The 23,033-nt window shown below is 68.8% G+C and carries 17 protein-coding genes; 7 read left to right on the forward strand and 10 right to left on the reverse strand.

Annotated elements, in window-relative coordinates; all coding sequences use genetic code 11:
* Positions 1-422: 422 nt before the first annotated feature.
* The 4 genes from AB0I59_RS05690 (at position 423) to AB0I59_RS05705 (ending at position 3,741) form a co-directional block, all read left to right on the forward strand.
* Positions 423-830, forward strand: coding sequence for an LPXTG cell wall anchor domain-containing protein (locus tag AB0I59_RS05690; protein WP_358130392.1), 408 nt, complete (start codon positions 423-425; stop codon positions 828-830).
* Positions 817-2,577 (forward strand): DUF4012 domain-containing protein, encoded by a 1,761-nt coding sequence (locus AB0I59_RS05695; protein ID WP_358130395.1) that lies wholly within the window; start codon positions 817-819, stop codon positions 2,575-2,577. The genes AB0I59_RS05690 and AB0I59_RS05695 overlap by 14 nt, the downstream gene beginning before the upstream one ends.
* A 78-nt stretch (positions 2,578-2,655) precedes the next feature.
* Positions 2,656-3,087, forward strand: a complete 432-nt coding sequence (locus AB0I59_RS05700) for a hypothetical protein (RefSeq protein WP_061255446.1) — start codon at positions 2,656-2,658, stop codon at positions 3,085-3,087.
* A gap of 69 nt (positions 3,088-3,156) precedes the next feature.
* A complete protein-coding gene (locus AB0I59_RS05705) occupies positions 3,157-3,741 on the forward strand; it encodes an arsenate reductase/protein-tyrosine-phosphatase family protein (protein WP_358130398.1) in 585 nt (194 codons plus the stop codon).
* Here the strand turns inward: AB0I59_RS05705 and AB0I59_RS05710 are convergent.
* From AB0I59_RS05710 to AB0I59_RS05730, 5 genes are all read right to left on the reverse strand, one after another.
* A complete protein-coding gene (locus AB0I59_RS05710) occupies positions 3,719-5,083 on the reverse strand; it encodes a tyrosine-protein kinase domain-containing protein (RefSeq protein ID WP_358130401.1) in 1,365 nt (454 codons plus the stop codon). The genes AB0I59_RS05705 and AB0I59_RS05710 overlap by 23 nt on opposite strands.
* 4 nt (positions 5,084-5,087) lie before the next feature.
* On the reverse strand, positions 5,088-6,122 hold the full coding sequence (locus tag AB0I59_RS05715; RefSeq protein WP_061255448.1) for an MraY family glycosyltransferase: 1,035 nt from the start codon (positions 6,120-6,122) through the stop codon (positions 5,088-5,090).
* Positions 6,119-7,102 (reverse strand): NAD-dependent epimerase/dehydratase family protein, encoded by a 984-nt coding sequence (locus AB0I59_RS05720; RefSeq protein ID WP_358130404.1) that lies wholly within the window; start codon positions 7,100-7,102, stop codon positions 6,119-6,121. Before AB0I59_RS05720 ends, AB0I59_RS05715 begins: the two co-directional genes overlap by 4 nt.
* 68 nt (positions 7,103-7,170) lie before the next feature.
* Complete coding sequence (locus tag AB0I59_RS05725; RefSeq protein ID WP_061255450.1) at positions 7,171-8,109, reverse strand: NAD-dependent epimerase/dehydratase family protein; 939 nt, start codon at positions 8,107-8,109, stop codon at positions 7,171-7,173.
* Entirely contained in the window at positions 8,106-9,242 is a 1,137-nt protein-coding gene (locus tag AB0I59_RS05730) for a glycosyltransferase (RefSeq protein ID WP_358130407.1), read from the reverse strand. The genes AB0I59_RS05725 and AB0I59_RS05730 overlap by 4 nt, the downstream gene beginning before the upstream one ends.
* A gap of 496 nt (positions 9,243-9,738) precedes the next feature.
* Here AB0I59_RS05730 and AB0I59_RS05735 point away from each other — a divergent pair, with 496 nt between their 5' ends.
* Positions 9,739-10,851, forward strand: coding sequence for a glycosyltransferase (locus tag AB0I59_RS05735; protein ID WP_358130409.1), 1,113 nt, complete (start codon positions 9,739-9,741; stop codon positions 10,849-10,851).
* Positions 10,851-12,773: an asparagine synthase (glutamine-hydrolyzing) gene (gene asnB / locus AB0I59_RS05740; RefSeq protein ID WP_358130412.1), complete on the forward strand. Its 1,923-nt coding sequence runs from the start codon at positions 10,851-10,853 to the stop codon at positions 12,771-12,773. Before AB0I59_RS05735 ends, asnB begins: the two co-directional genes overlap by 1 nt.
* A gap of 57 nt (positions 12,774-12,830) precedes the next feature.
* Here the strand turns inward: asnB and AB0I59_RS05745 are convergent, their stop codons facing one another.
* The 5 genes from AB0I59_RS05745 to AB0I59_RS05765 all read right to left on the reverse strand — a co-directional run bounded on the left by AB0I59_RS05745 (position 12,831) and on the right by AB0I59_RS05765 (position 20,329).
* The gene (locus AB0I59_RS05745) at positions 12,831-15,179 is read right to left on the reverse strand and encodes a hypothetical protein (RefSeq protein ID WP_358130415.1); all 2,349 of its coding nucleotides are present in this window, start codon (positions 15,177-15,179) and stop codon (positions 12,831-12,833) included.
* A gap of 137 nt (positions 15,180-15,316) precedes the next feature.
* Positions 15,317-16,207 (reverse strand): class I SAM-dependent methyltransferase, encoded by an 891-nt coding sequence (locus tag AB0I59_RS05750; RefSeq protein ID WP_358130418.1) that lies wholly within the window; start codon positions 16,205-16,207, stop codon positions 15,317-15,319.
* A 291-nt stretch (positions 16,208-16,498) separates the two neighbouring features.
* Positions 16,499-17,875 carry a lipopolysaccharide biosynthesis protein gene (locus AB0I59_RS05755; protein ID WP_358130421.1) on the reverse strand — a complete coding sequence of 459 codons (1,377 nt, stop codon included), beginning with the start codon at positions 17,873-17,875 and terminating at the stop codon, positions 16,499-16,501.
* A gap of 63 nt (positions 17,876-17,938) precedes the next feature.
* Entirely contained in the window at positions 17,939-19,048 is a 1,110-nt protein-coding gene (locus tag AB0I59_RS05760; protein ID WP_358130424.1) for a glycosyltransferase family 4 protein, read from the reverse strand.
* Positions 19,049-19,069: 21 nt separating this feature from the next.
* Entirely contained in the window at positions 19,070-20,329 is a 1,260-nt protein-coding gene (locus tag AB0I59_RS05765) for a hypothetical protein (protein ID WP_358130427.1), read from the reverse strand.
* Between the two features lie 284 nt (positions 20,330-20,613).
* Here AB0I59_RS05765 and AB0I59_RS05770 point away from each other — a divergent pair, with 284 nt between their 5' ends.
* On the forward strand, positions 20,614-22,989 hold the full coding sequence (locus AB0I59_RS05770) for a hypothetical protein (protein ID WP_358130430.1): 2,376 nt from the start codon (positions 20,614-20,616) through the stop codon (positions 22,987-22,989).
* Positions 22,990-23,033: the final 44 nt, after the last annotated feature.

Below are 23,033 nucleotides of genomic sequence, written 5' to 3' on the forward strand. Positions count from 1 at the left end.
CCGAGTGTCGGGAGGCGGCCCCGGTGACGGCGTTGGCCGATTCTTTAGTGACACGTCGCCGGATGGACATTCAGGTGCGCATATCAGTGCGGACTCCTTCACAACCAGCCACGGCACGCGAAACCGACGTAAAGCCGAACGAATATCGGCGAGACGCTCCGCGAGCGGCGGTCGAAGCGTGGATGCTCCATGCGGCGATCGGACCGCGGCACCGAAATAAGGCGATCGTCAACAAAGGGAGAACGGTCAGTGATCAGTCCGTAAGAAGCACGCGCCTGGCGGGGAACCTCTCAGCTTGCCGCATATAAAGCTTACGAGGTGAACGTGTCGCTGACATTTCGCCCAAATCGCCCATGGCGCGACCTATTACCATCGGGGAGTCCTAAGTGGTACGAAAAAACGCGATACCTATTCTGTTGTCGATGATGGCGGCGGGAGCGTTGTCTCTCGGACCCGCGGTGGCGGCGACCGCCGAAGCCGCCCTGCCGGTGCCGGAGGGCATCGTGGTCGGGCAGCCGTACCCGCCGCTCCCCAACCTGCACCAGAACATTCACCAAAGCCAGTCGCAGTCCCACGGTCAGCAGGGCAGGCAGCACCAGCACAACAGGCAACACAACAGGTCGAACAACAGGTCGAACAGCTGGTCGAGCAGCGGCAACTGCAGCCCCAGCTGCGGGGGCTGCAGCGGTTGCCAGGCCAAGGGAGAGCTGCCGATGACGGGCGCTCCCGTGGCGGCGATGGCCACCGCCGGCGGAGGACTGCTCGCCGCCGCCGCGGCCGGGCTCATCCTCACCGCGAGGCGTCGTCGATCCTCCCATGTGGGGCGGTAACCGTCGCCGTCTGGCCCTCATCGGCCTGTCGCTCCCAGCCGCCGGCCTCGTGCTGGCCGGCGGCTGGTCGGCACATCTCGGCCTGAGCGTGCGGGACCATCTGGAGGCCGCGAAGAACGCGTTCCTCCTGCTGGAATCGGAGGATCCCCGGCAACTGGCCGGGCCGCTGGCGGAAGCGCGGCGGCACGCGGCCGAGGCCCGGCGGCTGACCGGCGGACCCGGCTGGTGGCTCATCGCCCATGCTCCCTTCGTCGGAGACGCGGCGACCACCACACAGGGGCTGGCCGAGGCCGCCGACGAGCTCAGCGATGTTCTCGGCGGGGTCTACCGCAGGGCCGCGCCGTTCCTGACGGCGAACGCCCTCTCGATGAGCAACATGCGGCAGTTGCTCGACGGTCTCGACGCCGCGGCCCCGGTGCTGGACGACGGCGCCGCCCGCCTCGCCACGGCGAGCTCCCGCCTCGCCGCCACTCCGGCGGACACCGGCGTGGACCTGCTGGACCAGGCACGCGGTACGGCGCTGCGCGAAATGGATCGGCTGCACGACCGCCTCGGCGCGGCCGCGGACGCCGCCGTGCTGTTGCCGCCGATGCTGGGGCATGACGGCCCCCGCCGCTATTTCCTCGCGTTCCAGACCAACGCGGAGGCCCGGGGAACGGGAGGCCTGGTCGGAGCGTACGGCGTCCTCAGGGCCGACCACGGCAGGCTCGGGATCCAGCGGCTGTCCGCGGAGAACGGCCTCGCGAGTCCGACGCCGGTCGTCGATCACGGGGCGGCGTACCGCGCTCGTTACGGGCCGAGCGCGACCTCGCTGCTCTCCGTCTCCAACCTCTCCCCGCATTTCCCGTACGCGGCGGCCACGTGGGCCGGGCTCTGGGAGCGCCGGTACGGCCACAAGCTGGACGGGGTCGTGGCCACCGATCCCGTGGGTCTCTCCCATCTGCTGGAGCTGATCGGCCCCGTCACCCTCCCCGACGGCGAGACGGTGACCGCGGGCAACGTCGTCGATCTCACCGAGCGGACGGCGTACGCCCGGTATCCGAACACGGCGGAACGCAAGCGGTTCCTCATCACGGTCGCCGGCGCCGTCAGCGAGGCGATCAGCCGATCCCTCGCCGAGCCCGCGCGCTTGCTGCCGGTCCTGTCCCGGCTCGTGGACGAGCGGAGGATCCAGATCTGGAGCCGCGACCCCGCCGAGGAACAGCGGCTGGCGGCCACCCCGCTCGGCGGCGCGCTCCCGCGACAGCCGGGACCCTTCGCCGGACTGGTGGTCAACAATTCGGCGGGCGGCAAGCTCGACTACTACCTGCGGCGCTCCCTCACCTACAGTCTGGACGCGTGCCGGGACGACGGGCTGCGCGCCACGACAGTGCGCGTCCGGCTGGACAACGACGTGCCCCGAGGGGCGTTGCCGAGCTATGTCACCGGCCGGCTCGACTCGCCGCAGGGGCACCACGCCCTCGGCTCCAACCTGCTGTGGGTGTCGCTCTATGCCACCCCGGGCGCGAGGCTGAGCGGGGTACGCCTCGACGGTCACAAGTCCGCCGTCATCATCGAGGCGGAACGATCCCATCCGGTCTACTCCACGTTGCTGGAGTTCGCTCCCCGGCAGACGCGGACGCTGGAATTCAGACTGGTGGAACCCGTCACCGCCGAGCCGCCGGCGGCTCCCGTGCAGCCGCTCGTCCGGCCACAGCGCACCCGGATCACCGAGAACCACCACGGTTGCCCGGCACCGCCGTCGTGACGGGAGACGATGCCGGAAAGGGTAAACCCCGGCGTGCCACGCGGGATCGTCAGGAGACGACGATTTACCGTCGCGTTCATGGAGGGTATCCGCGAGTACGTTGAAATCAGCGAGCCCGCGGAGAGGGCGCTGTCCAGGAAGCGCGGCATGCGCAGGGCGATCATCGGCTGTGGAGTCGCCGGCCTCGCCCTCTCCGCGGGCATGGTCCTGGGCGGCCGCGCGTTGCTCGGCTCGTACGAGCGCGGCGTCGAGCGTGTTCCCGGGGGGATCCCTCCGGAGGGTGAGCGCCAGCACCCCGCCGCCCGGCCGGTGGGGGAGGACCGCGGCGAGAAGGCCGCTGTTGAGACCGCCGGCGAGGTCCGGAGCAACAGGGCCGCGAAGAAGGACGAGCCGCCGGTCGCGCCCGGCGCAGGCGACGGGGAGAACCGATGGCGCCCGATGGCGCGGCGCCCGGCGTGCTCCCCGTTCCTGGAGATTCCCGGGTTCCCGTGCCGTGACAGGGCACGATGAAGATCAACAGGGTTCGACGTCCCGCGCACCCCGGCGCTGTGGCTCCAGATGGGAAAGGCGGTACCGCCGATGTCGTCTCAGGCTGACAAGGGTTTCCACGTCCTCATCGTGTGCACGGGCAACATCTGCCGCTCACCGATGGCGGAGCGGCTGGCCCGGGCCGCCATCGGAGCGGGCTCGCCGGTCAAGGTGACCAGCGCGGGCACCCGCGCCGCGCGGGGAATGCCGATGGCCGAGCGAGCGCGGGAGGCGCTGGCCCGGCTCGGCGGCGATCCCGGCGGGTTCGCCTCCCGCCCGCTCACCGAGGAGTTGGTCGCCGACTCCGACCTCGTGCTCGCGGCCACCGCCGAGCACCGGGCCGAGGTGGCGGCGCTGCACCCTCCCGCCGTCGCCCGGGTCTTCACCATCGCCGAGTTCGGCGTGCTGACCCGGGGTGTGCCGGCCGAGGCGATCGTCTCCCACCGAGATCCCGTACGGCGGGCCCGCGCGCTCGTGGCCGAGGCCGGAGCGCGCCGCGGGCTGGTCCGTGTGGACCAGCCCGACATCGCCGACCCCTACGGTCGTTCCCGGCGTGCCTACCGTGTGGCGGGACGGGCGATCGCCGACGCGTTGTCCGTCCCGCTCACGCTCCTCACGCATTCACCGGCGTCTTGACGTCCGTGGAGTATCCGTATCCGTATCCGTAGTAGTGCCCGCTCTTCGCCGGCGCGAAGTTGAGCACCGCGCCCACCAGCCGGGCGTTGACCGACGTCAGCAACTCCACGGCGCGGACCACGTGCTCGCGCCGGGTCTTGCCGTACCGCGCGACGAGCAGCGTGGCGTCGCAGAAGGCGGCGAGCGCCGCGGCGTCGGTGACGGGCAGCAGCGGCGGCGCGTCGATGACCACGATGTCGTAGTCCCGCGAGAGCTGGGCCAGCACCATCCGCATGTTCTGCGAGCCGAGCAGCTCGCTGGGATTCGGCGGGACCTTGCCACTCGGCAGGACGGAGATGCCCGGGGTGCCCCAGACCTGGGTGACGTCCTGCAGCCCCGCCTTGTCGATGAGCACGTCGGTGAGGCCGGCGGCGCCCTCGATCCCGAGATAGCTCGGGATGCGGGGCCTGCGGAGATCGGCGTCCACCAGGACCACCCGCCATCCGGCCTGCGCCAGGGTGATCGCGAGGTTGACGGACGTCGAGGACTTGCCCTCGCTCGGTAGGGAGCTGGTGACGACGAGCGTCTTCGGCTGCCGGTCGACCCCGATGAACTGCAGGTTCGTCCGCAGCGAGCGGAACGCCTCCGCCCGCGTGGAGTGGCCCGTCTCCCGGAGGACGAGGGGATGCCGCTGAGCGTCCTTCTCGTAGCCGATGATCCCGAGGATCGAGGTCTTCGACGTGTCCTGCAGCGTCTCGATGGTCTTGATCGTCGTGTCCAGCCGGTCGCGCAGGACGACCGTGGCCATCGCGAGGAGCAGCGCGAGCAATAGGGCGACGGCCTGGTTGACCAGCGGCTTGGGGCTGACCGGAACCGTGGGGACCGTCGCCCTGTCGACCACCGTGACCTTGACGGCGGGTCGGCTCTTGGGCGTCGGCCGTTCGATCTGGTCGATCAGCTTCGAGAACGTTTCGCCGAGGTTGTTGGCGAGCCGGGCGGCGCGCACCGGGTCGGCGTCGGTCACGGTGGCACGCAGGAGCACGGTTCCGGGGATGGCCTCAGCCGTGACAGCCGATTGGAGGCGGCCGAGGTCGGCCGGATCGGTGATCTTGCTGAGCACCCTGCGGCTCGTCAGGAGGCTCGCGTAGGACGTGACGCGCTGCGCGGACAGCATCCCCGACTGGTAGGCCGTGGACAGGTCGGATTCCTTGTCGGTGCCGGACACGATCATCGAGGTCGTCGCCGTGTAGGAGGGCGGCGTGTTCGCCGTCACCACCGCCGCCGCGGATGACGCGATGATCAGGGATAGCACGATGAGCGGCCAGCTCCTGCGGGCAAGCCGTAGGTAATGGAGCAGTTCCACCGGTCTAAGGTCGCCTTTCATATGTGACTTTGGGAGGTTTCTGAGGCTGTCCGTAGATGGGCACCCGTTGCGGCAGTGTGATGAGGACGAGGGCCGAGACGATGGCGGAGATCATCGCGATGATCGGCGAGATCCAGTGCAACGCCATGGCCAGGCCGAGCGTCCCGGTCGCGCCCGCGACCGAGGCGAGCAGCAGCGCCGTCAGCCTGGCACCGAATCCGAGCCGGCGTAGCCGGTGGGACACGTGGTCCGTCCCGCCCTGGAACACCGGACGGCCCGCCCTCCTGCGTGACAGCGTCACCACGCCGGTATCGACGGTGGCGACGAAGGTCGGAAGCAGCAGCCCGGCGATCGCCGTGCCGGTTCCCTCGCCGGTGACCAGCAGGGCCGCCAGGCAGGCGGTGGTGAATCCGATGAACAGCGATCCCGCGTCTCCCATGAACACCTTCGCCGGCGCCCAGTTGTGCGGCAGGAAGCCGAAGCCGGAGGCCGCCAGGGTGACCAGGAGCAGCCCGGCCCCGTACTCGCCGCGGACGAAGGCCGCCACGGCGAGGGGCGCGGTGCCGGCCAGCGCGATGGCGCCCAGAGCACCGTCCATGTTGTCGAGCAGATTGAAGGAATTGGCGATGACGACGATCCATATGACGGTGATCGGCCCGTCCAGCCAGGTCCTGGTGATCGATGCCTCGACCCCGCTGAGCACGACCCCGGTCGCCGTCACGGACTCGACCACCAGCCGCGTCGACTTGGGCAACGGTGAGATGTCGTCGATGAGGCCGAGCAGGGCGATCGCGGTCGCGCCGATCATGATGGCGGTCGTCCGGTGATCGCCGAAGCCGAGCAGCCCGAGCGCCGGCACGACGGTACCCAGCATGATCGCGATGCCGCCGAGGTAGGGCACGGGCCTGACGTGCGTCTTGTAGCCTCCCGGCCGGTCGGTGATGCCCCAGCGCAGCGCCAGGCGTCCCAGCGCATGGGTGCCCCCGGTGGCCAGCAGGAACGCGGCCGTTCCCGCGCCCGCGACGGTGACGCCGTTCACCGCTGTGATGCCTCGGCGCGGGCCTCGTCGATGATGGCCCGCAGGATGTCGTCGAGCGTCCGCACGGGAGCCCAGCCGGTCAGCGCCCGGAGCCTCGTCGTGTCCGGCACCCGTCGCGTCATGTCTTCGAAGCCCCGCTCGTACGCCTCGGCGTACGGGATGAGGTCCACTCTGGACGTGCTGCCCGCGAGCTCGCTGATCAGCTTGGCCAGTTCCAGGATGCTGACCTCGTCGCCGACGCCGATGTTGTAGGTGTTCCCCACCGCGTCGTCGTGGTCCAGGAGCAGCAGGAGCGCGCGGACGACGTCCTCGACGTGCGCGAAGCATCGGGTCTGTGTGCCGTCGCCGTACACGGTGAGGGGCACGCCGCTGACGGCCTGCCTGACGAGGCGTGGGATGACCATGCCGTACGCGGGGCTCTGCCGGGGTCCCACTGTGTTGAACAGGCGGACGATGATCGCCGGCAGGCCGCGCTCCTTGTGGTAGGTGTTGGCCAGGATCTCGTCCACGGCCTTGGCGGTGCTGTAGGCCCACCGGGCCACCGTCGGGCTGCCGAGGATCCGGTCGGCGGACTCGGCGAGCGCTCCGCTGGAGTTCTTGCCATAGATCTCGCTCGTGCTGGTCACGAGGATCTTGCGCCGGTAGCGGTGGGCCGCCTCGATCACGATCTCCGAGCCGCGGATGTTCGTGGTGAACGAGCGCAGCGGCTGCTCGACGATCAGTTTGACCCCGACGGCCGCCGCGAGATGGACGACCACGTCACACTGATGGACGAGCTCGTCGACCATCAGCTCGTCGAGCACCGACCCCTGCACGAAACGCAGGTTCGGGTGCGGGGTGAGGTTGGCGAGCCGGCCCGTCGACAGGTTGTCGAGAACCACGACCGAGTCACCGCGTGCGAGCAGCGCGTCGCTCAGGTGGGAGCCGACGAAACCGCTCCCTCCAGTGATCAGGTACGTGCTACGTGGTGATGTGGTCACCGAATTCTCCTGGGACATATGTGTTGAGAGGACGATTGAGAACGGGTGGATCGGGAAGCACGCGCGAATCAGGCCCGCCCCGCGGTCTTCTCGAACCACTCCACGGTCAGGCGGAGCCCCTCGTCCAGAGGCACCGGCCGGACGTCCGGGAACATGTCGAGAAGCAGCCGGGGCGACGCTTGCGACTCGCGGATGTCCCCCACACGCGGAGGCAGGAACTCCGTCTCGACCGGCCGGCCGAGCACCGCGGCGAGCGCGTCCTTCAGAGACAGCAGCGAGATCCGCGTTCCGTACGCGAGGTTGACCGGGGTGCTGCTGCCCACCCGGCGGACCACGGCGTCGGTGAGCACCTCGGCCACCGATCCGACGTAGGTGAAGTCGCGTGCCTGCGTGCCGTCCCCGTGGACCGGAACCGGCCGCCCGTCGAGCGCGGCGGACACGAACATCGGGATGACAGCCGCGTACGCGTGGCCGGCCGGCTGCATGGGGCCGTACACGTTGAAGAAGCGGAAGGGCAGCACCCGCAGGCCGAAGCTCTCCGCGAACGCCAGCGCGTACGCTTCCGTGGCGAGCTTGCTCGCGCCGTACGGGCTGAGCGGCCGGGTGGGCAGCTCCTCGTGCTTGTACGGCTCGGCGCAGTTCCCGTAGACGGACGACGAGGACGCCAGGATCACGTGCGGCCTGGTGGCCCGGCACGCCTCCAGGACGTGGAGCGTGCCCGTCGCGTTGACGGCGTGCGATGCCAGCGGGTCCATCAGCGATCTCGGCACCGAGGGGCGCGCGGCGAGGTGCACGACCGTCGTCGCCCTCGGGATGAGGTCGGCCAACAGCTCCCGGTCCAGAATGCTTCCCGGGACCAGGTCCACCCCGATGTCCTCGACGTTCCGCCGGTCTCCGGTGCTGAGATCGTCGAGCACCGTGACGCTCTCGACCTCGGGCCGGTTGACGAGCGCGCGGCAGAGGTTCGCGCCGATGAAGCCGGCGCCACCCGTCACAAGGATCCTCATGTGTTGGTTCCCTCCGGTGCAAGGCGGTGCCGGGAGGCGCCGCGAAGTGATCGGTACAGGGCCTCGGTGTCGGCGACGAGGCGTTCGACGCCGAAGGCGCCCGTTGTCCAGTCACGGGCCGACGAGCCCATCCGAGCGGCCGCGCCGGGATCGGACAGAAGCCGCACGACGTGCCCGGCGAGCGCGGCGGCGTCTGGCTCGGCCAGCAGACCGGTGTGCCCGTCGCGTACCACCTCCGCGACGCTGCCGACACGGGTGGCGACGACCGGGGTTCCGGCCATGCCCGCCTCCACGAGCGTGAGCGGTGTGCCCTCGTTGTCCGAGGTCAGTAGCACCACGTCGGCCGCCGCGTAGACCGTCTCGACGTCTCTCCGCCACCCCAGCAGGTGGAAGGAGTCCCGGACGGGCGCGATACCGCGCTCCGTCTCCTCCCGCAGGTCGCCGTCACCGCAGACGACGAACCTGCAACCGGGAACGCGGTGGAGCACCGCGCCCGCCACGTCGAGGAAGCGGTCGGGCCGCTTGACCCGGGTGAGCCGGCCGACGTAGGCGACGACCGGCGCGTCGAGGGGAAGTCCCAGCTCGGCGCGGGCCGCTTCCCGGCCGGGCACCGTGCCCAGCCGTACGCCGGGAGGGATGACGACGTACTGCTCCGGGCGGCCGATCCCTGCGGCGAGCAGCTCGTCGCGCACCCGCGCTCCGACCGTCACCAGGCGGTCCGACATCGAGGCGAGCGCCCTTTCCGTCCGCACGTAAAGGCCCAGCTTGGCGGGGGAGAAGTACCCGTGCAGCAGGTGGCCGTGGAACACGTGGATCCGCGCCGCTCCCACCCCCGACAGGCGGGCCGCCGTACGGCCGAGCGCGCCCGCCTTGGCCGTACGCGTGTGCACGATGTGCGGCCGGAACCTGCGCATGGCGCTGACCAGCCGGAACATGGCACGGAAATCATCGGTCGGGTTGATCGACCGGCCCAGGCCGCGCACCCGGTGCACCCGTACGGACGTGTCGCGCAGGCGCAGATGGTCGCCCTCGCCACCCTCGACGTAACCGGTGTAGAGGCGGTGGTCGAACTCCTCCGGATTCAAACCCTCCGACAGTCCCAGCACCTGCGTGGCGGGTCCGCCGACATTCATCCGAGCGATGATTTCCATGACACGAATCCGGCTGTCCCTCTTCATCGGGCTCCTCGCTGACAGGCCTGCTTCACGCCGGAGAAGCTAACTTGGCCGCGAGTCTTCCCATAGATGCGCTCACTGTGGCGGCGAAGAGTTTCCGAATTCGGTACCCGAACATGATCCAGCGCTCGCCATTCCATGAGGCTGGGGGTGTGGCCGATCAGGGCTTCGGCGGTGCGGATGAGGGGCCTGCCGTCCGCACCACAGGTGTCCGTGCAGCCTGAGTTTGCCGCAAAGAAGAAGCCAAGGGGCCGTGTGTCGCTTGTGGCCGGCTACTGTTTCGTCGATTCTCCTTGCGTTTGCGGGTGTGTTAGGCGGAGTCGGCGCAAAGCTTTTTCGGCGACTCCGGGCCCCGATCCCGGATGACACAGAAGAAGAGTCGGTACACAGGCACGTGAATATTCATTCAAATTCTGTCCGCAATGATGAGGCGCGGCATCCGGAGGTGAGCACGATGAGGGGTCTCCGAGTGTGCGAGGTCGTGAAGACCCTGAACGTCGGGGGAGCGGAGGTGCTTTTGGTCGAGCGGCTTCTGATGGCCAGGAACCGAAGCGCGAACCGCGCCGTGGACTACACGGTGATCTGCCTGTGGGCCTCGACCGGCGAGCTCATCGAGCGGCTACGTTCAGCCGGAATCACCGTCATCGATCTCAGCGGGTGCCCGCGCCCGCTGGTCTACGCCAGGCTTGTCACGACGGTCCGTCGGATCGCGCCGCATGTGCTGAACGTGCATTCTCCGGCGCCCGCCATCGCCCTCCGCCCGTTGCTCAGGTTCGCGAGGCACCGGCCCGCGCTCGTTTCGACGGTCCACAGCGAGCGATGGCCCAAGACGATGTATCTCGACCGCCTCACCCGAGGGCTGGACGACCGTACCGTGGCCGTGTCACCCCAGGTGGCACGGTCTCGCGCCGTCATCGGAGCCCGTCACGTACTGACCCGCATGCACGGTGTCGACGTGCGCGAGCAGTGGCGGTGGGCGGCCCAGGCGAGCGTCGTGCGGCGCGAGTTCGATGTCCACGAGAACACCTTCCTGTGCGCCTGCGTGGCCAACTTCCGGCCGCAGAAGAATCACCGCATGCTGCTCCAGGCGGCCCGGGAGGTGGCGCGGACCCGCCCGGACACCGTTTTCCTGCTCGCCGGTGACGGCCCGCTGCTGGACGAGGTCACCCGCGAAGTGAGGGAGCGGCGCCTCGGTGGCCACGTACGCGTCCTCGGGCCGGTGCCCGATGCCAGAAGGCTGGTCGCGGCGGCCGACCTGCTGGTTCTCAGCTCCCACTACGAGGGGCTGCCCGTCGTGGTGATGGAGGCCCTCGCGGCGGGGGTGCCCGTCGTCTCCACCCGGGTCGGGGGAGTGCCCGATCTGATCATCTCGGGCCGGAACGGGATCCTGACCGAGCCGGGCTCGCCTGACGCGCTCGCCAGAGCCGTGGTTCAGGCGATGGAGCCCCAGACGCACCGTGAGCTGCGGGCCGGCGCCCTGGCCAGCGCGGACAGGGTCGACATGGCCGGTACGGCGGAATGGTTCGAAGAGCTCTATGAGGACGTGGTCAGGAGCGTGAAGGCCTGATGTGTGGAATCGCGGGGATCGCGTCGACGACGGCGCCGGATCCGGAGATCGTCCGCCGGATGTGCGATGTGATCGCGCACCGGGGCCCCGATGGCGCGGGCTTCTACAACGACGACCGCGTGGCGCTGGGGATGCGACGTCTGGCGATCATCGACGTGGCGACCGGTGACCAGCCCGTCCACAGCGAGGACGGACAGGTCGTCGCCGTCTTCAACGGCGAGGTGTACAACTTCGCCGAGTTGCGGCAGGATCTGGCGCGGCGCGGGCACACGCTACGTTCGACGGGCGACTCCGAGTGCCTCGTGCACCTCTACGAGGAGTACGGCGCCGACATGGTCCACCGGCTTCGGGGGATGTTCGCCTTCGCGGTCTGGGACCGGGCCAGGGGACGGCTCCTTCTCGCGCGGGACCGCGTCGGCAAGAAGCCGCTGTACTGGCGATCCGACGGCGAGACCATCTGGTTCGGTTCCGAGCTGAAGTCGCTCGAGCAGGACCCCGGCATGTCCCGCGAGACGGACCCGGTGGCCCTTCATCACTACCTCTCCTATCAGTACGTCCCGGCACCATGGTCGATCTACCGGGAAGCGCGCAAGCTCCCGCCGGGCCACGTGCTCGTCTGGGAACGGGGCCGCGCCACGCTGCACCGCTACTGGACGCTCGACCCGGCCACGCGTGTGGTGGCCGACGAGAGCGAGGAGGAGGAGCGGCTGTGCGAGCTGCTGCTGGAGGCCACCAGGATCCGTATGGTGAGCGAGCGTCCCGTCGGGGCGTTCCTGTCGGGAGGGATCGACTCGTCGGCGGTGGTCGCCGCCATGGCGATGCAGAGCCCGGAGCCGATCAAGACGTTCTGCATCGGGTTCGAGGACGGCAGGTACGACGAGCGCCACAAGGCGCGGATGGTGGCGGACCGGTATGGCACCGATCATCACGAGCTGGTCGTCACGCAGGGCATGCTCGACGTGTTGCCGCGTCTCGCCGGGCACTTCGACGAGCCGTTCGCCGACTCCTCGGCGATTCCGAGCTTCTACGTCGCGGAGCTGAGCCGCAGGCACGTCACGGTCGCGCTCAACGGCGACGGCGGAGACGAGTCCTTCGGCGGCTACCAGCGCTACGCCCTCATGAACATGGCCCGCCGGATTCCCGCGCTGCCGCGACCTCTGGCCGCGGCGGGCGCGAGGCTCGGCTCCACCATCGTGGAGCGGAGTGACTACGGCACGCTCGCGCGCCGCCTCGGCCGTCTCATCAGGTTCGCCGCCGAGCCGCCGTCACGCCGGTACGCCGGGCTGATGTGCTGCTGCACCGAGGACCAGAAATGGGGCATCTACAGTGACGAGTTGCGCGTTCTGCTGTCCGAGGTGGACAGCGGCGCCCTGGTCGAGGATCTCTTCCTGGGCTCGCGGGCCGAGACCGACCTCGGCCGCGCTCTGGACGTCGACATAGCCACCTATCTCCCGGGAGATCTGCTGGTCAAGGTCGACACCACCACGATGGCCCACTCCCTGGAGGGCAGGTCACCGTTCCTGGACCACCACCTGATGGAATGGGCCGCCGGACTGCCCGCCTCACTGAAGGTCCGCAACCGCCAGACCAAACTGCTGTTGAGGCGGGCGGTCGCCCCGTGGCTCCCACAGGAGCTGTTGCGCTACCCCAAGCAGGGATTCGGCGTCCCGCTCGCCGCCTGGCTGCGCGGCGAGTTGCGCGACCTCGCCTGGGCGGTGCTCACCGACGGCACCGCGCGCGGCCGGGGCCTGTTCCGGCCGCCCGCCGTACGCGATCTGCTGCTGCGGCACATGGGTGGCGCGGACCACAGCGCCGTCCTCTGGCCCCTGATGCAGTTCGAGCTCTGGGACCGGGCCCGCGCCGTTCAGGCGGACGTCGGCGTGGCATGCGCGGGGGACCCGACCGGTTCGGCGAGGGGCTGACAGCGAACGTATGAGGGGCATCGCGATGGCGGTGCCCCTCATACGCGTTCCGCGGAGTCAGCGCGGATCGTCCGGGATCTCGTAGACGGCGAAATCGCCGGAGCGGAATCGCAGGATCGCGTAGTTCGCGATCCCGTGCTCTCGACCGGTGTTCCGTTCGTCCGCGAAGAGCCAGCGGACGCCGTAACGTGCCCGTAGACGCCGGATCGACTCCCGGGACGGCTGGAGAAACGCCTGGTCGTTCGAGCGGAGCCGGTCGGTGTCCCAGAATTCGGTCGCCTTCCGCTGGTGACCTGGCTGCGGCCGATCCCAGTTCGTCACGGTGTAGGTCCATCCTTCAAGCAGGACACGCCGTTCGGTGAGGGCGCTCACCCAGGAGTGGCGGCCGTCGCAGTAGTCCGCTTCGTATCCCCAACGGCAATGTCCGTTCGTGGCGACCATGTCGTCGGCATCCGAATGGTCGCGCAGCCATCGCCCGGCGGTCAGGGCACCCCGAGGCACCGCGGTTTCCGTCGAGGTGGCGGGGGCTCCCGCCGGCTCGGCCCGGGTCGTGGCGTGGGTCACCGAGAGGACGCGCGCGTGCGCCTCCGCGGGCAAACCCATCGCCGCGGCCATCGACAACGTGAGCGCGAAGCCCGCGGCGCCCCGCCGCGCGATCAGGGCGATCGCCGTCGCCCCGACGAGAAGCAGCAGCACGACGTAGGGCAGAAACAGGAGTACGGCGGACCGCCCCTGAGGTTGCGGGATCTCGACTCCGCAGGCGAGAGGGATCAGGTAGGCGAAGGCAAGGCCGACACCGGCCATGGAGGCCACCCTGACACGGGAGACACGCGTAGCGCGGACGAGGACGACCAGCCCGTACACCGCGACGATCCCCATGTAGGGGAAGGTGGCCCTGAGGAAGTAGAGCTGGTCGAGAGCCTGGTTCCCGAACAGAAGGGCCATGCCGAGGCCGGCGGCACCCATGCTGACCATGATGACGACCGCGGGGCGAGCCAGCAGGCGCGGCCGGCTCAGCAGCCCCAGAACCCCGGACCAGGTGATCCCCCAGCTCATCAGGTACACGAGGATGAGGCCGATCGCCGCGGTCAGGGCCGGAGGGTCCGCCTGTCCGGTGAGATCTCTCCACACGTGCGCGGGGAGAACGAGGAGGGAGAGGCTCAGACCCTGCCGGGCCCCCTGGAACAGCACGATCTGCGCACAGAGAAAGCAGGCCGCGGTCATCCCCAGCGCGAGGAGAGGGGATCGCGGCCACCGGCGGTTCTTGGCCGCTTCCACGGCGGCGACCGCGGCCAGCCCGACGGTCAGCAGCGGAAGGTAGGTCGCCTTGGCGCCCATCAGCGCGACGAGGAACACGGCGAACAGCATCCATCTGCCGCCGGTGCGTGACCTGCCTTCGAGAATTTCGACGAGCAGGAGGACGACCGGTGCGAACAGGGCGGCGCCGAACGTCTGGCTCGGGCTGTTCCATGCCGCGTCCTGAATCCCACCCCACGTGAATATCCCGTTGCTGCCGAGATAGAGGCTGGGAGCCGCCATGAATATCGCTGCCACGACCGCCAGGAGCGCTGCGAACCGTGTCTTCATGACGCGCAGGGCGATCGTGCCCACGAGGACGACGAGCACGGCCAACATGGGCAGCATGGCGAGGCGGAGAAGCAGGACGACCGGCTCGATTCCGGTCACCCAGCTCGTCGCGGCCATTTCCGCGTGGACGAACCAGTGATAGAAAAGCGGCTCTCCGGCGACCCCTGGAGTCGTGGGAGGCATGTGGTGTTTCAGTTCACCGATCAACGACAGGTGAAACGACGCGTCGACATTGGAGAGTCCGAGTGCCGGCCAGGTCAGGGCGTTCGCTCTGTAGAAGGCCACCGCGCTCCAGGCGACCAGATATGCGACCGTCAGCGCGATCGACCACGACCACCACAGGGGTACACCCCTGCGGTGCGAACCTCTCCAGTGACGGCGCAGCCGGGGGACGATGAGGAAAAGCGTGTACGTGCCGACGGGCCACGCCAGGACGAGCAGCGGCATGCCGGCCGCGCGTGCGGGGATGTACGCCAGCACTTCGAGCGCGTAGCCGAGTGCCAATCCCAGAGCGATCTCCTCTGCCAGGGATCGCGCACCGCCGTACAAGGACCGGATCACCAGTACACCGGGAAGCGCCAGGCCCAGGGCCACATAGGTGGCGAAGACGGCGATGTCCGGGACGGAGACGCCGTAAAAACACAGCGCGGCGACAGTGAACGAGCCCAGAAAAGCCGCAGGCAGCCACCGTTGCCTCAGAATGCTCCGCGAAAATCGGTTGAGACGAGACCGGCGCGCCGAAGGAATATTCTGCCGAGCGGTCCCCGCGTATTTTCCGGATGTTGCCGGTGAATTCTTTACAAGTGGCCCCGTGTCCATGGGGGTACCGTAATGGCTTGCGTTTGACCGGCGAGATCGGACACGGACTGTTGGGTTCTTCCTTGTCAAAGATTGTAGGCGCGGAATGGTCACCGGCCGGCCGTTTCCCGGCGGGGCCGGCCAGATACTTCACACGGTTACTTCACACCGCGCACGACGTATATGCCGCGATGACGCTCGATGGAGACCTCGCTCAGCGCGAGATCCCTGGTCCACCGCTCAAGGCGGCGGCGCGTCTGCGGGCTCTCGTACCGTGGCGCGAACCAGTCGAACGTGTCGAGCACGGACCAGTTCCGCAACATTCGGTGGTCCTTCAGATTCAGGTAGCGGTGGTTGGCGACGGGCACCAACCGGGCCAGGAGCGGCCCCGCTTTCGGCACCGCGTGGAGCGCCATGGACAGGGGCAGCAGGCGGGGCGCCGTCTTCTCCACGAGGGAGTAGAGCGTGGCCGGAGGCATTCGCCGGGTGAACGGGCGCAGCAGGTGCCGTGGATGCGTGTAGGCCACCATCGCGGCGTACACGTCCACGCAGAACCGGCCGCCGGGACGCAGGTAGCGGAACATGGTCTTGAACGTCCGCTCGACGTCGGGCGTGTGCTGGATGACCCCGAAGCAGAGCAGGTAGTCGAACGACTCCTCTGGGAACGGCATCTCGTAGATGCTCGCCTGGACCAGGCGCAGATTGGGGAAGCGTCCGTTGGAGGCGGCGTTGGCGTGGACGGCGCTGGAGATGTCGAGGGACGTCACCTCGGCGCCGACCTCGCACAGGATCTCGGTGAACCGTCCGGCGCCGCTACCGCATTCGAGCACCCGCCGGCCGCGCAGTTCGCCGACCGTCCAGCGGCTGGACCGGAAGAGCCGGTCGCGGGATATCGGCAGACCGGAGTGCGAGTCGAGCTGGGTCAGCCGATGCTGGTTCCACTGGTATCCGAATCCCTTCGCGTAGTTGTCCGCGGGGACGAACCGGGGCACTCCGCGGTCGACGGGGTACGTCGCCGGGCACGCGCCGCACCGCAACCCGTCCTCCACGCGAAGGCCACCGCGACAGCCGGGACAGCGAAGCTCGGACCACCATGCGCGCGGTGTGTCCGTGCCGGCGGAAGCGTGTTTCGAGAGAGTCATTGGACACCTATCGGTGAGACGGGAAGGACCGCGGTAGCGTCGCCGTCCGATCGCGAATTGTGAGGATCATCGTACGGACGGTCACCTCGCGGACGCGCGTTGTTCCGCCGGTGTGTCTCGACACGGGCCGCGAGATCGTCGCTCGTCCGCGCGGCATGGATCGGATTTCCGGGAGGGGACGACGGCGTCGGCACGTCGTCACACTCTCTGGAGGGGGAGAGCCGCCCGTTCCGCCGGGGCGGGCGCCTCTGATCGGGGGGCTGTGACGGTGACGCGGCCCAGAATCGCCAGCCAGAAGCCGCTGCCGAGGGCGGCGAGAGCCAGCGTCCCCGACGCGAAATGGAGAGCGGTCGCCACGGTGCCGGACGCCGACCAGTGCGCCACGAGGAGAGCCGCGACGAGAAGGGCCGCCTCGGCGGTGAGATAGGAGAGCCGCCAACCCGGCTTTCCCACGCCGAGGGCGAGGGTGTTGGACCAGCACGCGATGCCTTTGACGCACGCGGTGCAGAGAAGGAGCATCGCCACCGCGCCCGCGTCCGCGTATTCCGTTCCGTACGCCATGGCGATGACGGTGCCGATCAGCGGGAACGCGACCACGGCCGTCACCACCCCACTCACGGAGAGCAGCACAGAGGTGCGCCTGACGATTCGTTTGATGAACGCCGATCCGGTCCCCGTCGCGACGGCCTGGGTGATCCGGGGGAACAGCATCGTCGTGACCGGGATGGTCAGGTTGGCGTAGAAGCGGCCCGGAGCCATCGCGATTTTCAGGACGGTCACGAGAGACGGCCCCCCGAGGAGGCCCGCGATCGTGAGGATGCCCGTGTCGGAGATACCGGCGACGGTGGTCCCCACCGACGTCTGGAAGGTGAACGGGATCAGCCCGGCAGGCAGCCGTGCGTGCTCTGTCACCGGCCCCAGCGCGGACACCGCCGTTCGGGTCGCGGTCAGGCAGATGACGGCGGCCATGGCCAGCGCGCCCGCCGCCTGCCCGGCGAGGTAGAGCAGGGGACCGCCGGCCCACAATCCCACGAGCGACAGGGCGAAGGACAGGAGCGCGGCCAGCACCCGGAGCATGCCGAATGTCCGCAGTCGGCTCGCCAGCGCGAGTCCCGCGCCCGCCGTCGCGTACGGGACGATGGCTCCCCGTCCGACGATGGCGAGGGCGAGCATGAGCGCGAGGCCGTCCGGGACGAGGCCGAGCAGCCGGGCGGCCAGCACCGCCACGAGGGCGAGCGCGGTCGCGGCGAGGCCGATGCCTGTGCTCCAGCGCAGCAGGAGGAGGAAAAGCGCTGTCCCCCTGCCACTGCGCCGCTGCTCCAGCGGGACGAAGCGCTGAGTCGCGTCTTCGAGACCCGGGTTGGACACGAGGAACCAGAGCCCGGCCACGGACTGGGCGAAGATGACCTGACCGGAGATCTGCGTGCCGGTCATCCGGACCAGGGCGATCAGGCTGAGCGTGGGGAGAACGGCCTCTCCGAGCCCGGCCGAGCTCAGCGACGTGAAGGTCAGCAGTTGCCGCCCACCTGGTGGCCGGACGTGACGACTGGATCGACTGCGAGTGTTGATGGACATGACCGAAACCCCTTCACCCCCGAACAGACAAGATCAACCGGCTGCGGCCTGTCACAGGGCCGTTCATCTCGCCGTCAGGACCGGCACCCGGTGGGAGGTGACCATCTCGTACCAGCGCTCGATCCGCGCGGCCACCAGCGGCCAGTCGAGGTCCTCCGCGGCGCGGACGCCGCGCTCGCTCATCCGCCGGCGCGTTTCGTCGTCGTCCAGGAGAGCGTGGAGCCGGGCGGCCAAGTCGGCCGCGTCCCCCGACCGGAATATCCGATAAGCGTCCCGTGGGACCACCGGGTCCAGTGTGGACTCCGATGAGATGAGGACGGCGGTGCCGAGCGCCAGCGCTTCCAGCGCGGCGTTCGGGATCCCCTCGCCTATGCCGCGCAGCCGTTGCGACGAGTGCACGAGGACCTCGGCGCGGTTCACCAGTGAATAGACGCGGTCGGGCGCGATGTGTCCGGTGAACTCGATCCCCGGACCGGTGGCCGCGAGGCGCTGCAAGCGGTCCCGTTCCGGTCCCTCTCCCGCTATGACCAGGCGGGCGTCCGGACGTACGGCACGCACCCGGTGGAACGCCTCGATGGTCAGCTCGTGGTTCTTCACCTTCACCAGCGAACCCACGCTGATGATCAGTCCGCGCCGGACCCGGCCGCTGTCACGAAATCCGGCGAGCCGGCCGACGTCCAGACCGGCCGACGTCATGCGAATGAGGCGGTCGGGGATGCCGACGGTGTGCAGGTCCGCCCTGGGGCGTGTTCCCGCCACGATGAAGCCGCCGACATGGCGGAACGCCCACGGCATGATCGCGCGGTGGCGCATTGTGAGGGCCCCGTGAATGTGGAGCATCAGCGGGATGCCGAGGCGCCGGGCGGCGGAGCCGAGCGCGAGCGCCTCCCGATGATCGCCGTGCAGGTGGATGACGTCGGGCGCGGCCACGCGGGAGAGCGCCTCGGCACACTCCATCGCGAAGGCGATCTCGTCTGACTTGAGGGACACCGCCCGGCTGGCCCCGGTGCGCGTCAAGGGCATCGGCGCTGTGCCTCGCGGAAGCTCGCCGCGCCGGTGCGCGACGATCACCTCGTGCCCGCGTGGCAACTGCGCTCGGATGAGGCGTTCGATATGGAGCTCCATGCCTCCGGGCTCCGGCGGCAGTCGATACGCGATGTGCAGAATTCTCATGACGACTTCCTGTGGTGCGTGTCAGGGACCAACAGCCGGCGCCGCCCCTGTCGGCCGCGCGGCCGGCGGTGTCAGAGGGCCGGACGGGGCCTGGCCGGGGCGCTGCGGCGTCCGGGTCCAGGCGACTGCGGACAACAGGCTCACGATCATGACGATCGGCATCCGCTGCCGGAAGATGAGACCGATGTTGGACATGGTCGTCGCGTACACGATCGTGCAGGGCACGATGAAGAGAAGCAGGAGCATCAGGACTCTTCGGTCCTGAACCCACAATCTCCGTGTTCCTCGCGCCGCGCAGAAGAGCAGGTAATACCAGACCAGGGTTTCGATCTTCGCGAGCTGTAGCACCACGCTTCCCCCCATCCAGGGAAACGGTGACAGCACGGTGTAGACGAGTTTCGGCGCGAAAGCGCTCCATGGGTTTCCGCCGTCGTCGAAGACGACCCCGGATCCTGTCTCCGCGTTCGCGAGGCGGACCGCTTCCGACTGGCCGAGCTCAAGCTGTTCCTGCATCGTTTCGACAGCCGCGTTCGGAGCCGCTCCCGGGAAGAACGCGAGCGATGCCAGTACCCCCGCGAGAAGGGCGAGGGTGCAGAAGGGGAGCGCGCGCCTGGCCCCGACGAAACCGAGGACGAGCGGTAGCCCGCACATGAACACCATGTAGGGGCGTACGTTCCACAGAGCCCACAGCAATGGTGCGAGCAACAGCACTTTCCGGATGTCGAATCTCTGCACGTTCGACGTGGCCAGCGCCAGGCACGACACGACGAGGAACACATTGAAACCGTCCTTGAAGGTGTCCGACGTGTGCAGCAGGAACGCGGGCATGAACGCCATCAGGACGAGGAGGCGGAAGGAGGAACGCTCGTCGGCGCCGATGACCCTGGCGAACCTGTACATGACGATGCACAGAGCGCACGCCATGAGCGCTATCACAGACGTGCAGGCCAGGAGAGCCGGACCGCCGCACACATACATGATGAGCGCGAAGATGTTGCACGGCACCGCCACGGAGTAAAGGGCGGGAATCTGGTCGGAGGTGACGAACTGGAATCCCTCACGTTTCCAGTACGCGACGATTTCCAGTGCCCTGTGCTCATAGGTGTAGTTGTCGCCCCCATACGGCAGCAGGCTCCGCATGACCAGGACGTGGATGACCAACCGGGCGACGAAGGCCAGCAGCAGCACCCGTAAGGCACGTCGTGCCACGTGTCCATCCAGGGAGGACTGAACGAGGAAGACGAGTATCGTCGCGGCCGCCGCGACAATTATGTACTCCACAAAGAATCACCCGAATGATGTTATGGCGGGGATGTTCCGGGACGTCCGGCCACTGTAATCGGGGGAGTCTGAAAAGGTGCCGAACGCATGGCCGCGCGATATTCCAAGCCCCCGTAAAGAATCGAATGCGCACCTGGCGGGGGACGATGGCGCGCCGCTGGGTACCCGTGAACGGTTCCTCGTCGGCTAAAACGGCTTTGACGACAACAAAGGCCTGGCAATGAAACGGTGGTCACGCTGCGTCGGAGCCGCTTCCCGGCACGCGTGTCGCCAGTCTTGCGGTCATGGACACGATCTCACCCGTTCACGGTTCCACGTCGGGCTCGCAGGCGCCCGAACGGATCGCGGACGTGGGCGGATCCGCGGATGGCGGACGGCCCGCCAGCCGGCGCCGCGGGGCGGCCGCTTTCCTGACATCCCGGTGGCTGCCCGCGATCGCGGCGTCCGGGCTCAGCGTCGCGGTGCTCCTCCACTATGGTGTGTCCCTTCGCGACCTGGTCGTCTTCAGCGCGTACGTGCTCCTCTGCGTCACCGTTCCCGGCGTGCTCCTGATCCGAGCCCTGTACAAGGGCCGCCGTACGTGGGCCGAGGAGATCGCTCTCGGGCTGGCCCTGGGCTACGCCATCGAGGTCTTCACCTACATCGCCGCCCGCGCGATCGGCCTGCCCCTGCTGGTGCTGGTCTGGCCGGCCACCACCTACGCGATCTTCATCGCCGTCCCCCGCCTGCGTCGGCACTGGAGGGGCGGGCGGCACACAGGCACGGCCCCTCTCTGGTTCTCCTGGGCCCTCGTGCTGCTCGTCGCGTATCTGCTCGGATGGGGGGCCGCTTCCTATTTCGCGGTGACTCCGCTCGACTGGCCGGGGCTTGCCGCCGCTCCGCCGGACGTGCCGTTTCATCTGGCTCTGACCGGCGAGCTGAAGCATCAGATGCCGCCCATGGTGCCGATGGTCGCGGGCGAGCCCCTCTTGTATCACTGGTTCGTCTACGCGCATTTCGCGGCGTCGAGCTGGATCACCGGCGTGGAGCCGCTGGTTCTGGTGAACCGTATCGGCGTGCTGCCCATGCTGCCCGCGCTCGTCGTGCTGATCGGAATGACCGCGCGACGTGTCACGCGCTCCTGGACCGCGGCGCTGCTCGCCACGGCAGGCACGATCATGGTCGCGATTCCGGGCTTCTTCGTCGGCCAGAACGGGCCGTTCAGCTGGGGAGGAGTGCCAGATCTCGCGTGGACGAGCCCCACGCAGACTTTCGGGGCGCTCCTGTTCGCCCCGGTCGTGCTCCTTCTGATCGATCTTCTGGAGCACAGGCGCACCGGCAGCGCCTGGATCCTGCTGGCGATCTTCCTTCTGGGGGTGATGGGGGCCAAGGCCACCTATCTGCCCATGCTCGGCGCGGGGCTCGTGGCGATCACCCTGGTCGAGGCCGTCAGACATCGGAGGTTGCACCGGCCCGCGCTCGTCGCCCTGGGGATGACCGCGGCCTGCCTCCTGTACGCGCAGTGCGTGCTGTTCGGCGGGGCCCGGTCCGCCATCGTGGTCGCGCCGCTGTTCTTCATGCGCACCTGCTGGCAGGCGTGGAGGGGGCTGGGCGCGGCGGTCGAGCCTCCCACGGGCTCCCTGGTCGGTGTCACGTTGGTGTTCCTGCTGAGCTGGTTGGTCATGTGGTCCGGAATCCTCGGTCTGCTGAGCCGGTCGCGGTCACTCACGCGCCACAGCGTGATCCTCATGCTCGGCATCGGCGTGATCGGGCTCGGAACGGCACTCATGCTCGGCCACCCCGGTCGCAGCCAGCTCTTCTTCATGTACGGCGCCTACCCCTACCTGGTGATCCTGTCGGTGTACGGGCTCCTCGTACTGGTGCGGCGAGCGCGGGTGCCACGCAGGGCGGCGATCTGTGCGGCCGTGGCCGGAATCGCCGTCGCGTACCTGATCCCCTTCGTCTGCGGAGTCACGATTCCGCTGGGCCAAGGCGAGGACGACAGTGTCCTGTACCGGCCCTATCTGGTGCTCGTGGCCGTTTCCGCGTTGGCGGGGATATTCCTTCTCCGTACCTGGGGCGGGTACCGCGCGTGGGCGCTCATGTCCGTCGCTTCCGTGGCGATCGCCCTGCAGGCGGACGTGCAGGGTCACGTCCTGTCGGTGCTGCCCCGCGTGGTCGGTGCCGGGCTGCACGAGGCGGCCGGGTCCACCGAGTTCCAGGAGTCCCAGGCCGTCCAGAGCACCCTGACGGCCCCCGGCCTCATGGCGGCCGGCCGATGGCTGCGTTCCCACTCCGATCCGCGCGACCTCATCGCCACGAACGCTCATTGCAGGCCCGATGGGCAGGTCGCGTGCGATGAACGCCATTTCTGGGTCGCCGCGTTGAGCGAACGGCGTGTACTGGTCGAAGGATGGGCCTTCACCGGCACGAACATGAGCCACTGGCGGCCGGGCGCGTCCCCGGAGTATCTACCGTTCTGGGACCGGGAGCGACTGCGCGCGAACGATCTGGCCTTCACCTCGCCGTCCCGCGAGGCGATGAAACGGCTGCGCGACCGGTACGGCGTGCGCTGGTTGTTCGTCGACGAGCGAGACGCGAGCTCGCGGATCGGCGCGTTCGCGACGCTGCGATTCCGATCTCCCGGCTGCGCGATCTACGAATTGCCGCGCGCCGCGTAAGGCTTTCGCAATGGCTCGCCAAGCGGCGGCGGCGCCGCGGGAGG

Source organism: Microtetraspora glauca, from assembly GCF_040656155.1.
Classification (GTDB): domain Bacteria; phylum Actinomycetota; class Actinomycetes; order Streptosporangiales; family Streptosporangiaceae; genus Microtetraspora; species Microtetraspora glauca.